Origin of the sequence: Bradyrhizobium sp. 186, assembly GCF_023101685.1 — a bacterium.
In the GTDB taxonomy this organism is placed as follows: domain Bacteria; phylum Pseudomonadota; class Alphaproteobacteria; order Rhizobiales; family Xanthobacteraceae; genus Bradyrhizobium.
The window spans coordinates 3781685-3795093 of sequence record NZ_CP082164.1; the positions used below are offsets into that span (position 1 = coordinate 3781685).

The 13409-nt window shown below is 61.2% G+C and carries 14 protein-coding genes; 6 read left to right on the plus strand and 8 right to left on the minus strand.

From position 1 onward, the window contains the following. Positions 1–380: 380 nt before the first annotated feature. From IVB18_RS17945 to IVB18_RS17960, 5 genes are all read right to left on the minus strand, one after another. Positions 381–1598: an IS91 family transposase gene (locus tag IVB18_RS17945; RefSeq protein WP_247990350.1), complete on the minus strand. Its 1218-nt coding sequence runs from the start codon at positions 1596–1598 to the stop codon at positions 381–383. A 12-nt stretch (positions 1599–1610) separates the two neighbouring features. Beyond that, on the minus strand, positions 1611–1739 hold the full coding sequence (locus tag IVB18_RS51620; protein ID WP_256476955.1) for a hypothetical protein: 129 nt from the start codon (positions 1737–1739) through the stop codon (positions 1611–1613). Between the two features lie 46 nt (positions 1740–1785). Further along, positions 1786–3843 (minus strand): recombinase family protein, encoded by a 2058-nt coding sequence (locus IVB18_RS17950; RefSeq protein WP_247986026.1) that lies wholly within the window; start codon positions 3841–3843, stop codon positions 1786–1788. Then, the gene (locus tag IVB18_RS17955; protein WP_247531465.1) at positions 3824–4006 is read right to left on the minus strand and encodes a hypothetical protein; all 183 of its coding nucleotides are present in this window, start codon (positions 4004–4006) and stop codon (positions 3824–3826) included. Before IVB18_RS17955 ends, IVB18_RS17950 begins: the two co-directional genes overlap by 20 nt. A gap of 272 nt (positions 4007–4278) precedes the next feature. Next, positions 4279–5094 (minus strand): tyrosine-type recombinase/integrase, encoded by an 816-nt coding sequence (locus IVB18_RS17960; RefSeq protein WP_247985119.1) that lies wholly within the window; start codon positions 5092–5094, stop codon positions 4279–4281. A gap of 204 nt (positions 5095–5298) precedes the next feature. On the opposite strand from IVB18_RS17960, the gene IVB18_RS17965 reads away from it, so the two are divergent. Continuing rightward, positions 5299–5718, plus strand: coding sequence for a hypothetical protein (locus IVB18_RS17965; protein WP_247990351.1), 420 nt, complete (start codon positions 5299–5301; stop codon positions 5716–5718). Positions 5719–5802: 84 nt separating this feature from the next. On the opposite strand, the gene IVB18_RS17970 is transcribed toward IVB18_RS17965, so the two are convergent. From IVB18_RS17970 to IVB18_RS17980, 3 genes are all read right to left on the minus strand, one after another. Beyond that, positions 5803–7008: an EAL domain-containing protein gene (locus IVB18_RS17970; RefSeq protein ID WP_247990352.1), complete on the minus strand. Its 1206-nt coding sequence runs from the start codon at positions 7006–7008 to the stop codon at positions 5803–5805. Between the two features lie 947 nt (positions 7009–7955). Then, positions 7956–8321, minus strand: coding sequence for a sulfotransferase domain-containing protein (locus IVB18_RS17975; protein ID WP_247990353.1), 366 nt, complete (start codon positions 8319–8321; stop codon positions 7956–7958). Between the two features lie 795 nt (positions 8322–9116). Next, a complete protein-coding gene (locus IVB18_RS17980; RefSeq protein WP_247990354.1) occupies positions 9117–9347 on the minus strand; it encodes a helix-turn-helix transcriptional regulator in 231 nt (76 codons plus the stop codon). A 98-nt stretch (positions 9348–9445) separates the two neighbouring features. On the opposite strand from IVB18_RS17980, the gene IVB18_RS17985 reads away from it, so the two are divergent. The 5 genes from IVB18_RS17985 (at position 9446) to IVB18_RS18005 (ending at position 13409) form a co-directional block, all read left to right on the plus strand. Next, entirely contained in the window at positions 9446–9718 is a 273-nt protein-coding gene (locus IVB18_RS17985; protein WP_247990355.1) for a DUF2285 domain-containing protein, read from the plus strand. Positions 9719–9868: 150 nt separating this feature from the next. Continuing rightward, positions 9869–11137, plus strand: a complete 1269-nt coding sequence (locus IVB18_RS17990; RefSeq protein WP_247984146.1) for an IS256 family transposase — start codon at positions 9869–9871, stop codon at positions 11135–11137. 151 nt (positions 11138–11288) lie between these two features. Then, positions 11289–11483: a DUF6499 domain-containing protein gene (locus IVB18_RS17995; protein ID WP_247990356.1), complete on the plus strand. Its 195-nt coding sequence runs from the start codon at positions 11289–11291 to the stop codon at positions 11481–11483. Between the two features lie 187 nt (positions 11484–11670). Further along, a complete protein-coding gene (locus IVB18_RS18000; protein ID WP_346732642.1) occupies positions 11671–12153 on the plus strand; it encodes a DUF2285 domain-containing protein in 483 nt (160 codons plus the stop codon). Next, on the plus strand, positions 12126–13409 hold the full coding sequence (locus IVB18_RS18005; RefSeq protein ID WP_247989419.1) for an IS256 family transposase: 1284 nt from the start codon (positions 12126–12128) through the stop codon (positions 13407–13409). The genes IVB18_RS18000 and IVB18_RS18005 overlap by 28 nt, the downstream gene beginning before the upstream one ends.

Below are 13409 nucleotides of genomic sequence, written 5' to 3' on the forward strand. Positions count from 1 at the left end.
TTCGCAGCATGAGTCCGGATCTGTGCAGGTTTTCGGATGCCGGCATGCCGAGACCATCCCCACGCTCGGACAGCCGGCGCCCGAAAAGCGCCAAGGCACGAAATCGCGGGATGTGGGGCACCGACTGTGCAGCGGGTGCTATGGGGATTTGGCTTCGGCGTGAGTGTTGCGGAAGTTGAGCTGATGGTGGCGATCGGATCGCTTTAGCTCGAATCTTGGGCGTGCGTGCTGGCGCGAGCGAGCGGATCGCAGGTTGCTCGACAGGATTTGCGGCGCGATCACGGGCCAGTCTTGCTGATCGGCGCAAGTGGATGTGCTGCCGGGCGAGAGCCGGCCAAAATGGTGCGCTTCGGTGCGGTGCTGGATCAGCGATGACAGCATCATGAGGTGTCGATTCTGATCGCGGCCGGCGTGGGCGTGGGTCGGTGCTTTGGCTCGCTGCCGCGCGCGAAGGTCTCGATGACGAACATGCGTCCGCCGCAGCAGGGGCACGGTCGTGGCAGCATGCGGGGTTCGTCGGCCGCTGGGGCCTCTGAGGCATTTTGCTGTTCGGAGCGGATCGGCACGGCGAGCAGTTCGCGCGCCCGCGCGATGTTGGCGGCGCGGCTGCCACTGGCCAGCAGTCCGTAGTGCCGGATGCGGTGGAAGCCCCCGGGCAGCACGTGCATCAGGAAGCGTCGGATGAACTCGCGGGTCGACAGCGTCATGGTCTGATAGCGGCCAGGCCCCTCGATCCGGTAATTCTTCCACCGGAAGGTGACGCCGGTGTGGTCGGCCGCGATCAGGCGGCGATTGGAGATGGCGACCCGGTGGGTGTAGCGCGACAGATAGGCGAGCACGGCCCTGGGGCCGCCGAATGGCCGCTTGGCATAGACCACCCCATCGATCTTGCGCAGCGGCGCCAGATACGCCTTGAAGGCTCTGATGTTATCGAGGCGGGCGTGGACGCCGAAAAACTTGAGACGTCCGGCCCGGTGGGCGGCGACGAGCTTGGCCAGGAACAATCCCCGGAACAGGCACGAGAGAACCTTCACGGGCAGGATAAAGTCTGTCCTGCACGGTACCCACCGCGTGCCATCAATGGAGATGCCGCCGCCCGGCACGATCATGTGGACATGGGGATGATGCGTCAGCGCCGAGCCCCAGGTGTGAAGCACCGAGGTGATGCCGATGCGGGCGCCGAGGTGCTTGGGATCGGCCGCGATGGTAGTCATGGTCTCGGCCGAGGTCGTGAACAGGATGTCGTAGATCACGGCCTTGTTCTGATAGGCGATGTCCGCGATGGCGGCCGGCAGCGTGAACACCACATGAAAGTACGGCACCGGCAACAGATCGGCCTCGCGCGCGGCGAGCCATTCCTTGGCAGCGGTGCCCTGACACTTCGGACAATGGCGATTACGACAGCTGTTGTAAGCGATGACCGTGTGCGGGCAATCTTCGCAGCGCGCCACATGGCCGCCGAGCGCCGCCGTGCGGCAGCGCTCGATGGCCGACATCACCTTCATCTGGTCGAGGCTGACGTGACCGACATTGGCACGACGCCACGCCGCTCCGTGGTCGCGGAAGATATCCGCGACCTCCAGCACCGGGCGAGACATGACCGCTGGCCGCTACGTCGGCGGCTGGTCTTTCCTGTTCTTCTTCGGCTTCTTGCAAGGCTGCGACAGCAGGTCGAGCGGGCTCTTGATGCCAGCGATCATGCCGGTGGCGACGCGGGCGTAGCGCGCCGTCGTGTCCAATTTGTCGTGCCCCAGTAGTCACGATTCATAATGCACCTCGGCTAACTCATTGAAAGTCAAGGACCCGCTGCGTGGTATTTTGTGTTAGCGGAGGCTTCCGACGCTTTCCCTTGGCGAAACCTGCCAAGTCCTCGGCCCTGATCACCCAAGGCGCGCCCGCGCAAGCTTGTCGGCCTTTGATGTCGCCGCGGCGGAGCATACGCAAGGCCGTCATGTTGCAGACGCCGATGAGTTTTGCTGCCGCTTCGAGCGTAATTTCGCCGCGCTCCGCCCACTCGCCGTCGCGGAAGACGGCGATGTCGTGGTGATTGCGGAAGCCGCACACGCGCTCTTGCGTCCAGGCATTGCCGTGCCCGGTCTCCACGCCAGCGCGATTGAGCAGGCGCGCGATCTGCCGATCGGGCATCAGCCGCGCCAGCTCACGCACGAGTGCGATCGTGTCGTCGGGGATGCGTGGATTGTGCCGGCCGGCCGCATTCAGTCGCTGTTTGACTTGCAGTTGGGTATGATCGCCGCCTTGCCAGTGCAGGACCGCATGGATGATTGCGCCGTCCCTGCGCACGACGATCTCCGTGAGTGCCGCGCGAAGGATACGCTTGCGCGTTGCGGCGGTTGCAGCGGGATGCAACCAGGCGCGCTCCAGATCAGCACCGAGCGCCACCAATTGCTGGCGCTCCGGCTCACCGAACGGCGGCGGACGGCGCGCAATCAGGGCGGCGATCTCTCCTTCAAGCTTTGCGACAGCCTGCAATGCCTCGTTCCAGCGGCGCTCCAGCTCGCCGGCGACCAGCCGGTTTGCCGGGTCGACGGCGTCGTACTGTCGGCGCGCGTGCGCGGCTTCGTAGCGCGCCTGCTGCAGCGACAGCTCCAGCTGGCGCTCGGCCGCGGTCGTCGTGCTCGATTGCGCCTTGATCGCTTTGAGTGCTGCCTCGGCGCCGAGCGGCTTCAGCACGCGCAGGACCTCGTTACTGATCGCTGCGTCGATGCTCAAGCCGCTGATCGAAATGCAGCGCGCGGCACCGTGGTTCGTACGCGCACCGTAGCAATTGTAGCGGCCGATCTTGCCGCTGTAGTGCACATGGAGCTTGCGGCCGCAGTGGCCGCATCGCAGCAGTCCGGGCAGCAGCAACTCGCCTTTACGAGCTGCTCCGCGAGCGAGTGCGCTGCTCATGCCGGTCGCATTGTTGGCGATCACCTCGAGGTTGTGCTCGAACTCGTCCCAGGTGATGTAGGCCGCGTGGTGATCCTTGATCAAGACATCCCATTCCGCCATGGGCTTTTGCACACCACGCCGGACATGCTTGCGTCCACCTTTGACACTCACACGGCTCGTCGTGCGCCCGAACGCGTAGGCACCTGCATAGATCGGATTGGTCAGGATGTTGTGCACGATGTTGTAGGCCGGCAGTCGCCACACGACGCCGTGCGCCTCTCCTTGGCGCGACTTGACCGGCAGCTCGATGCCCTCCTCTCTCAGCCAGATGTGCACCTGTCTAGCACTTTGCAGCTCGGCGAACTTGGTGAAGACCAGCTGCAGGGCGTCCTGCACGCGTTTGTCCGGATTCTTCTCTATGCGATCGCGACCGATCTTCACATAGCCGGCGGCGACACCGAGGACCAGCGCGCCGCGGCGCGCCTTCTGCTTCAGCGCTTCCTGCGAGCGGTGGCGGAACATCGAGAGTTCAAGCTCGCTCATCGTGCCCTTCATGCCAAGCAGCAGCCGATCGTTGGGATGGCGAGGATCGTAGATTCCGTCCTCGTCGACGATGAGCGTGCCGACCAATCCACAGAACTCGATCAGCGTATGCCAGTCGCGGCCATTACGGGCAAGACGCGACGCCTCGATCGCGAGCACAGCGCCGACACGGCCGTCGCAGATCGTTGCAAGCAGCCGCTCGAAGCCGGGACGCGCGATGCCGCCGCCGGACCGGCCGAGGTCGTCGTCGATGACTTCGACGTTGCTCCAGCCAAGCTGCTTGGCGCGATCGACGAGGCCGTATTGGCGCCGTCGGCTCTCATGATTATGCGCGAGCTGGTCTGCTGTCGATTGCCGGATGTAGACGCAGGCGTTGCGGGCGAGATGCTCAGTCGTGATTTTGGTCATCGCCGCTCCCCCCGCTTGCCGCCTTTGCCAGCGCCGCCGCGATCTCGCGCAGCAGCACCTCGATGACCATCGCGAGCTCGCTCTTTTGAGCTGCACGCAGTTCGACGCACGGTCGCTCGGCCTCGAACAGGCTTGGCTGGAAATTCTCGGATCGCTGCGTCATTCTCTAGTCGCTCCGTTTTTGATTCGGACGCCAGAAAGCCTAGAAGCGCATCGACCTCGTTGCGTAGGGAGCGAAGAACATTCAGGGGAAAATGCGGCTCAACGCTGATCTCGAATCGGGACGCAGCCTCGTCAGTCATCCACGCCGGAAGGCAGGCAAAGGTGCCGTCAAGTTGGTGAACAACGAGAAACGCGGCGCCACCTCGCTCAAGCCGCCGCCTGACACCTACCGTCTCCCCGAAGCGAGGATGAAATCGGTAAGTGATGCGTGCTTCAGCCTGTTGTTCGCGGGCAGTATGTCGCCCTTCCGAGCAGCGCCTGGATGACGCGAATATCGGTGCCACGTTCAAGGAGATGGGTGGCAAAGGAGTGTCGAAGCGCATGGAGCGTTACGCCCTTGCGGATTCCGGCCGCATCGGCCGCCTCATGGAACAGGCGGTTGAGTTGGCGGGTTGTCACCGGCTTACCGGGCTTGCGGCCGGGAAACAGCCAGCGTTCCGCCACGGGCGTTGTGGAATCGTAACTCGGCGGGCGCGTCTTCCACCATTGGCGCAGCAGGTCGAGCGTGTCGGGCGACAGCATGACATTGCGGTCCTTGCGGCTCTTGGACTGCTCGACCCGAATGATCCTCTGCGCGCTATCGATGTGCTTGACCTTCAGCCTGACCACCTCGCCGGCGCGCAGGCCGCAGCCATAGCCGAGACTGAGCAGCACGCGCACCTTGAGGCTACTCGCGACCGCGAGCAGGCGCCGGGTCTCGTCCTGGCTCATCACCAGCGGAATCTTCTGCGGCTCACGGAGGTGATAAATCTCGGCCGCAAGATCCAGTCGCCGCAACGTCACGCGAAACAAGAACCGCAACCCGGTCATGATGCGGTTGCGATTGCAGATGCTCGCGCCCGTCTCGGAAAGATGCAGTTGAAACCGGCGGATATCCTCCGCCGTGGCCGTGTCCGGGGACTGCTTGAGAAACCTAGCAAACCGCTTGCAGCTGTGAATATGACCCCTCTGCGTCCCCGCGCAGAGCTTGCGTGCATTCATGTCCTCGATCATGCGCTGGCGCAACGGGCTGACCGTAACCGTACTCATGGGCAACTCCTGTCTTGGATGAGGTTGACGACACCCTCGATCTTCAAGACAGGCCGACCGGCCGGCTACCGATGATCTCTCATAGGTTCCCGCACCCTCGGCTAAGCCCCCCGCTTCAGCGGGCTATCAACGCTGAGCGACTACGCCCGCTTCAAGTGGCACTGGGGTCCCGAGCTGGCCCAGCAGCTCACCAGTCAGAACTTCATGACGGCTGGCGAGCTGAAGGCGGTCGGGAACCCGGCCAGGACGCGCTACCATCTCAAGGTAACATTGTGGATTCTGTCCTTGCTTTCGGATGGCAATCAAGAGCGATGGCGAAAGGTGCGCGAGGCGTGGCAGCAAGAAAGCGGATCGGTGTTCGCTGCCAATGACGAATGGCCGCCGCCAAATTTGTTTGTACCCAACTACGATCGTGCCAACCCGCTCGACTCCCACATCCGCAATGCCGCGGGGCGGACCCGCAAGAGCGAAGGGTATTCGTGGGGTTGCGCGGTCAGCGAAACGTTTTTCGCCGAAGAGCTTGCCGACGCGATACGCCGCCAGGCGGAACCGCTCGGCCTCTACACAGGCGCAGCCCATGACGTCAGCGATAGCCAATCATACTGCCCTGTAGGGAAATTGTAGTCCTGGCGCTTCCATCCAGAAGATCGACCAGAAGAAATGCGTCGAGAAGCACGCAACCGGGGGGCCCCAACGGTCTCTGCCGGCTTAGTCTGCGACCGTGGATCCCGAGCGGCGAAAAATGTGCCGCGCGAACATCTTGCGCTCCATCGGTTTTCCGAAATAGTAACCTTGGACCACATTGAAACCCAATTCCCTTGCCGTGAGGAAGTCGCCTCGGGTCTCCGCCCCTTCAGCAACGGTCCTTGTTCCCAAGCTATGAGATACCTCCAATCTCCTGCGGCAGACCGTCTGCTTAACTAGGTGATCTGCGCAACCCCGGATAAATTCCCGATCAACCTTTAGCTCCAGGAACGGCAATTTATCTTGATTTAGGAGCAAGGGCCACTCCGTACCTAACTCGTCTACGGAAACACCGATGTTGTGCCACTTGAGCTGCTCTGCAATGTCCTTTGCTAGCTTCAAGTCTCGAAGTACCTCCGCGGCAGTGATTTCTACAATTATTCCCGAGAACGCCGGATGCTTGGGAAGCAAGCGCCGAATTGTCTTCAGCGCATCCGGACTTGTGAGGAATGAGAGCGGAAGATTGATCGCAATCTCGATTGATCCCGATTCGGAAATGAAGCTATGCCAATCAGCCACGGCTTGGTTGATGATGAACTCGGATAGCGCGACAAAATGTGGATCACGGTGATCCGGGATGAAATAGCTCGGAGACACGATGCCCCAATAGGGATGCCGAATGCGAACTAACCCCTCGGTGCCGCACACGGATAAAGTACGTACATTTATTTTGGGCTGATACCAGAGTTCAAGCCACCCTTTATGGAGGGCTTCCGCGGCATCAACAGCAGGAGGCGGCGGCACTCGTATAGGCATAAAATTAGCTAAACTCGCTCGCAATTCCTTTTCGCCGTAAGGCATTGCGAGTAAGGGGCGCATCGTTAGGCCAAGCCTCAATCCGAGTTGCCCGAGCGCTGACAATGCAAGCGAATTACGGGGGCCGACTAGAAGCACTTGACCCTGGAACCTCTCATCCGCCAAGCTTTGCAAAACTTTGGCTGTCTCTACTCCATCACCAACAAACCCGAGCAAGAACAGGTCGGGCACTTCGAGGTCAATCACTGCGGCTACTTCACGTGAGTGAGCGCATTCACAGGTAATAAATCCAAGTTCTTCAAGCGTTTCACAGAGAAATGCTCGGACGTGCTTCTTTGGGTCTGCGACACATGCGCGTGGCACGATTTTTCGTTGCCCAAACCGAGCCGGTTTGACGGCAGTCTCTTTTTCCAAGGCGTTCCCCGTCAAAAAGTCCACACCGAGTCCTTCACAGCAATACTTGATAAGGAAAAGGGACAAGCGCAGAAGTCGATCAATCGGATGGAATTGGCTACTTCTTACCCACGTTGTCCCGCCTGCCACATATTCTCGACGCGGCGCGGAACCAAATTGACGGTCTGAGCGTAATATTGGTTTTATCGGGGGATGGGGCGCTTCTGGATGATCAGTCAGACCTATCTGCTTAGGCAGGCCGAAACGCTGTTAAAACTCGCGAGATCTAGCGCTGATCCCGATGTAGCTGGGGCGCTCATCCAACGAGCGGCTGATCTGAAAGCCAAAGTTGACGAGGCGAGGGGCATCCGATATCAGCTTCTGTCCTCCCGATGTTGAGACCAAAGAAACATGACGCGCTTTTTCTTTGGCCTCCAGGGGGCGCAGAATTTAGAGGATAGGCTTGGCTTGCCATTTGAAACTGATCTGGCGGCCTTCCGCGCCGCACAAAGGTTGGCGGCGGAATTATCCGTTCAGCGCCCCGGTCTACGCGGAACGACCTGCGTAGTCGTGACACGCAAAGAGAGCCGCGACGCTTACTACGTTGCTGTATAAGGCCGCCTCGTTTCGTGGTGCGGTGTGGATGTGAGGTGCTGGCAACCTCTCATCTTTAGACAGGGCGCTCCCGCACAGATACTGGCTGCACTACCTGCAGCTGTTTGGAGCTGATAGTTTCGATCGTTGCCCGCTCACAAAAATGGTGTACCGAGCTTCCGGTTTCGGGCCCGACCCGGGTTCCTTGAATCGTATCTTATCCGCCAGAGGCATCAGAATCCGCCGATGGCAGCGGCGGAAAAAGTGAGACTCTCATCTGTGTTTCTGCCAGGCGCTTCCTTCGTCGTCAACGGCGCGGCGCCGGCACATGAGGCCGCACTCACAAATACACTTATGCCTCGGCTTTTATCGGCTCAGACCACGCGTACGCAGCGTGTATTCAATCCTGGCCCGTTCCAGAAATTGTCGTTCTCGTAGCGGCGGAAAATGTCGGGCGGCAGGATCATCTCGCGCTTCTTTTGCTCGACCCGGCGGCCAAGGCGATGCAGCCCAGGAGTGCCAAGCCGGTTATCGAATTCGTCGGCATCGAATTCGACATTATCGAAATCGTGCTGAAAAGGTTTTTCGCCGATGAAGTCATAGACCGCCTTCATCGCTTCAGCGGGTTTCGACGTCAACGTTTCGTAACGCAGCAGCATGAGATTTTTGGTATGCGTACCAAAATATGCCTCCTTCAGCGCGTTAAGGGCAAATCCCACCATGCCATCGCCGCGCGACACGCCCTCGGCGCGGGCCTAACTGGCGGCGTGCCGATTACCGCTGATTGCGGCACATGGAATGGGAATGCCGGCCCCGGCTGTCCTCCCAACCTGCGGCTGGGGCCGTTTTCTTGAACTTGCGCAGCATCGTTCAACCCCGATCCATAACCATGATTAGAGGCATTGCCTATAGCGCTATTTGGATTGAGCATTCTCTCCCAGTTCGATCAGGCGTTCTTCTACGGCCGACATAGTGACGCGGCGCTCAGGCTTGTGCGCGAGATCAGCCGCGGGTTCGGCCTGTAGGCCGGCATCCGTCCCATTGCTTCGTCAAGGGACGGGATACCAGTCTGTTCGTAAGACCTCAGCTCGAAATTCGAATTTCCGTATCAGGCACATCACATCACGTCAGTAGTGCGTTGCAGCGAGATGTCCGGAGTCGGCTGTAGATCGGAATTCACGATCCAAGGGGCGGGCCGACGCGATTGACCCAACGCAGACATTGTCTGAATGCGATAGTGTCGCAGTAACGCGGCTTGCTATCGATCGCCACGTTGCCAGGGGCAAGGGAGCCGTCTGCCGTTAGCTCGCGATCTCTCCAGGTATGCTCAGCACCATTCCTGTCACGGAAGCGGGACACCTCCGCGCGAGCGCAATCTGAGGGGACGAGCCGCGCAATCGGGATCGGTTGCGCGGCTACTTCCACATAACCCCCGGTGCACCGCCGCCGGTCCGGTAAGCCGGACCGGCGGCGATGACGCGTGTCCGCGTCCGGCGCTCGCCGGGCCTTCGGCCCGGCTCGCGGTTGGGGCACGCTTACTTGGCGCGACCTCTCTTTGCCGTGCGCTTTAGGAACTCATCAGGCTCGACGTTGAGCTTATCGGCAAGGCGGCCAATGACCTTTATGCTGACGTAATATACGCCCTTCTCGAGCTGGCTCAGATAGCTCCTGCTTATCTCAGCTTCCAAAGCAAGTTCGTCTTGAGACCATCCCCTCGCATTGCGCAGACGACGCAAATTAGTGGCGAATGTCTCCCGCAAATCCATGCGGGCAAAGATGCCGCTTGTTCAGTATATTGCACCTCGATATACTTAACAAAGTGCGGTCCCACGACCGTTAGAAGTAAAGTCCGCGACCGTAGATCATGCAGACCCCGCCGCTCGATCCTAACGTGGCTGACCTGGCTCCCACAGAGCCAGCGCCGACATCTTACGACGAGCAGCACATTGTAACCTACGTTCGTCTTCTGCAGGCCGAGAGTGAGGGGGCGGACTGGCGGGAGGTCGCTCGAATAGTCTTGCATATCGATCCTGAGCGAGAACCAGACCGCGCGCGGAACGCATACCAGAGTCACCTCGCGCGCGCGAAGTGGATGACCGAACAGGGGCGTCTCTTGCGCGGTGCCGGTTCGAACTAGAAGAAATTCACCGACATCATCCCCGTCGAGAACACAATTGTCTTCCGCAGGCGGAGCTATGCGGGAAAGTGGGTGATGACGGAATGAGATAGGCGGCGTATCGAGGCGGGTGTCGAGCCTGCCAGAACCTCTCAAGGAGAGCGATACGCCATGAACGAGACTAGCAATATTGTTGCCCTTCGTCAGCCCGACAATATCGACGATCCACTGACCAATATTCTGCGAACTGGTGCGCGGCAGCTTCTGGCGCAGGCCGTCGAGATCGAAGTCGAGACGTTTCTTGCCACGGTGAAGGATTTGAAGCTTGCCGACGGGCGCGCCCGTGTCGTGCGGCATGGTTACGGCCCGGCGCGAACGATTGCGACCGGCATCGGCCCGGTCGAGATCGCGCGGGCGAAGATTCGAGACCGCGGGGCGGCCGGTGACGGCGAGCGGATCCGCTTCAGCTCGGCGATCCTGCCGCTGTGGGCGCGGAGGACCAGGAGCCTGGATGCGCTGTTGCCGGTGCTGTACCTGCGCGGCATCTCGACCGGTGATTTCCAGGAGGCGCTGACGGCCCTACTGGGCAAGGACGCGCCGAACCTGTCGCCGGCGGTCATCTCCCGGCTGACGGCCGAGTGGCAGGGCGAGTACGAGCGCTGGCAAAAGCGCGATCTGTCGGCGCGGCGCTACGTCTATGTGTGGGCTGATGGCATATTCCTGCAGGCACGCATGGAAGACCACGGCGAATGCATGCTGGTGCTGATCGGCGCGACGCCGGAAGGCAAGAAGGAGCTGATTGGCTTTCAGGTCGGCGTCCGGGAGAGCACGCAGAGCTGGCGTGAGCTCCTGATCGACGTCAAGCAGCGCGGGTTGCAGATCGCCCCGGAAATTGCCGTTGGTGACGGTGCGCTCGGCTTCTGGAAGGCGCTTGACGAGGTCTTTCCTGGCACGCGGCACCAGCGCTGCTGGGTGCACAAGACCGTGAACGTCCTGGACAAGGTGCCACTCTCGGTGCAGGCCAACATGAAGAAGGACCTGCGCGAAATCTACTGGGCGCCGAACCGGGCGGCCGCCGAGGCGGCGATCGACGTCTTCGCCGAGAAATACCGCGTCAAGTACGGCCGGGCGGTCGAATGCCTCGCCAAGGACCGTGACGCGCTGCTGGCCTTCTACGACTTCCCTGCCGAGCATTGGGATCACTTGCGCACGACCAACCCCATCGAAAGCGTGTTCGCAACCGTGCGGCACAGAACCGTGCGGACGAAAGGATCACTGTCGTCAACGACAGCAAGGCTGATGGTGTTCAAGCTGGTCGTCGCCGCATCGAAAACCTGGCGGCGGCTCAAAGGCACAAATCAGTTGCCGAAGGTCATCGCAGGTGTCAGATTCAACGACGGCATCGAGGTCATCCACATGCCGGCAAACCACGCCGCCTGATCGCCTCGTCACCCAAAATCCTGCATAGCTCGCCGCAGGCTCGTGGTCACCTCGGAGCACCATGTGGTGCCAAACTAGGGGCTTCCTACAACCAAATCGATCAGAATTATTGCGCCGCAATCCTCGTTAGCTGTGCCAAAGGGGCGGAAGCATGCCTGCATTCGTCTGGCGATCGCCGGAGTCATATAAGAGCCTACAAGAAGCTGACATCACCGACATCGCCTGGGAATGTCTGCGTCGCAATGTCGACTACCAACGCGACTACCGAAAGATGATCGTCAACAGCCCGGACGGCGAAGTGACGCCAGAGTTCAGGAGGAGGTGGGGTATCTGCTTTCGCTCATGACCCGCACGGGTCTTTCGGCGAGCAGACCATCTTTTGGGCGCCCGAGGTGCTGCCGGCCGTCGTGCCAGTCGTAGCGACCTCGTCGCCTGTACCTGGCCGTGAAGCGCCTCAACCACTGCTCGATCTCGCAGCAGGTCAGGTGCGACACGCCTCCGACGGGTGGCACGCCGTCCTTTATGTTGGCGCAGTGGAGCATCGCGTCTGGCTGAAGGAGCCGCCAACAATCGGCGCCAACTATGCAGCGGAGGTGCCGTTTGACGGCGACTTCGACGCGCGCGCGTACGCCGCCCGGCGGCTGTGGCGCGCAATGAATGGGCGCACGCCGGGGCCCGCCTTTCATGAGCTATCCAAACAGCGGCGCGAGCGCCTGAGCGCTGCCATTCGCGCGCTTGATGCTCGCAATTCTGGCGGCACTTACCGGTCGGTCGCCGAGGCGCTATTCGGCAAGAAGCGCGTCCCTGATCGCGCCTGGAAAACGCACGATCTGCGCAATCGAACCATCCGCCTCGTGCAAGGCGGCCTCGCGTTGATGCGAGGCGGCTATGAGCTGTCGCCGAAAGTTGGTGACGGCGGGAATCGGGAAGGCGGCATATCGTGGGGGTGCTTGACGCCTCCACTTCTCCACCGAAGGAGCGATATGCCGTGTCCAACGATAACGTCATCCAACTGATTCAGCCAGGAATCTTCGACGATCAACTCACAGAAGTCTTGCGCAACGGGGCACGTGCCCTTCTCGCCAAAGCGGTCGAGGCTGAGGTCGCGGACTTTCTCGGCCAGCATGCCGATTTGAAGACCCGGGACGGCCACCAGCGCGTCGTCCGCCACGGTCACCTGCCGGAGCGCGAGGTGATGACCGGCATCGGTCCGGTCGCCGTCCGCCAGCCACGTGTACGCGATCGTGAGGTGGCCGCTGCCGATCCTGGCCGCATCCGGTTCTCGCCGTCGATCCTGTCGCCCTACATGCGCCGCTCGAAGTCGATCGAAACGCTGTTGCCGATCCTATATCTGAAGGGTATTTCGACTGGCGACTTCTCCGAAGCGCTGGCGGCGCTGCTTGGCAAGGATGCTGCCGGGTTGTCGGCATCCGCCATCGGCCGACTGAAGGACGGCTGGCTCGACGAGCACGGCGCGTGGCAGAAGCGCGATCTGTCGGCCAAGCGCTACGTCTACATCTGGGCTGATGGCATCCATCTCGAAGCCCGCCTCGAAGACGAAAAGCAGTGCATCCTCGTGCTGATCGGCGCGACGCCGGAGGGCCGCAAGGAACTGGTCGGCTTCACCGATGGCGCCCGTGAGAGCGCGCACGACTGGCGCGATCTGCTGCTCGACCTGAAGCGGCGCGGGCTCGACGTGCCCCCGCAGCTCGTCATCGCCGATGGCGCACTCGGGTTCTGGAAGGCGGCCGGTGAGGTCTGGCCGAAAACGCGCGAGCAGCGCTGCTGGGTGCACAAGACCGCCAACGTACTTGCCAAGCTGCCGAAGAGCCAGCAGCCGAAAGCCAAACGCGCGTTGCAGGAGATATGGATGGCCGAAACCAAGGCCACAGCCGAGCTGGCGTTCGACGCCTTCATCGAGAGCTACGCGCTGAAATACGAGAAGGCCGCCGATTGCCTGCGCAAGGATCGAGACACGCTGCTGGCTTTCTACGACTTCCCGGCAGAGCATTGGAAACACCTGCGCACGACCAACCCCATCGAAAGCACCTTCGCCACCGTGCGTCATCGCACGATCCGATCGAAGGGCTGTCTATCCAACAAGACCGCGCTCGCGATGGTCTTCAAACTGGTCGAGGGCGCCCAGAAAAATTGGCGTCGTCTCGATGGCCACAACCAGTTGCCAAAACTCGTTCTCGGTGTGACATTCAACAACGGGATCGAGGTCATCGCCAAGCCGACCGACCGTCAGCCCGCAACCGCCGCCGCCTGA

Excerpts from the sequence above, each read along its gene's own strand:
- IVB18_RS17945 (WP_247990350.1), bottom strand. The coding sequence starts at position 1,598 with ATGTCTCGCCCGGTGCTGGAGGTCGCGGATATCTTCCGCGACCACGGA.
- IVB18_RS17950 (WP_247986026.1), bottom strand. The coding sequence starts at position 3,843 with ATGACCAAAATCACGACTGAGCATCTCGCCCGCAACGCCTGCGTCTAC.
- IVB18_RS17955 (WP_247531465.1), bottom strand. The coding sequence starts at position 4,006 with ATGACGCAGCGATCCGAGAATTTCCAGCCAAGCCTGTTCGAGGCCGAG.
- IVB18_RS17960 (WP_247985119.1), bottom strand. The coding sequence starts at position 5,094 with ATGAGTACGGTTACGGTCAGCCCGTTGCGCCAGCGCATGATCGAGGAC.
- IVB18_RS17965 (WP_247990351.1), top strand. The coding sequence starts at position 5,299 with ATGACGGCTGGCGAGCTGAAGGCGGTCGGGAACCCGGCCAGGACGCGC.
- IVB18_RS17980 (WP_247990354.1), bottom strand. The coding sequence starts at position 9,347 with ATGGATTTGCGGGAGACATTCGCCACTAATTTGCGTCGTCTGCGCAAT.
- IVB18_RS17985 (WP_247990355.1), top strand. The coding sequence starts at position 9,446 with ATGCAGACCCCGCCGCTCGATCCTAACGTGGCTGACCTGGCTCCCACA.
- IVB18_RS17990 (WP_247984146.1), top strand. The coding sequence starts at position 9,869 with ATGAACGAGACTAGCAATATTGTTGCCCTTCGTCAGCCCGACAATATC.
- IVB18_RS17995 (WP_247990356.1), top strand. The coding sequence starts at position 11,289 with ATGCCTGCATTCGTCTGGCGATCGCCGGAGTCATATAAGAGCCTACAA.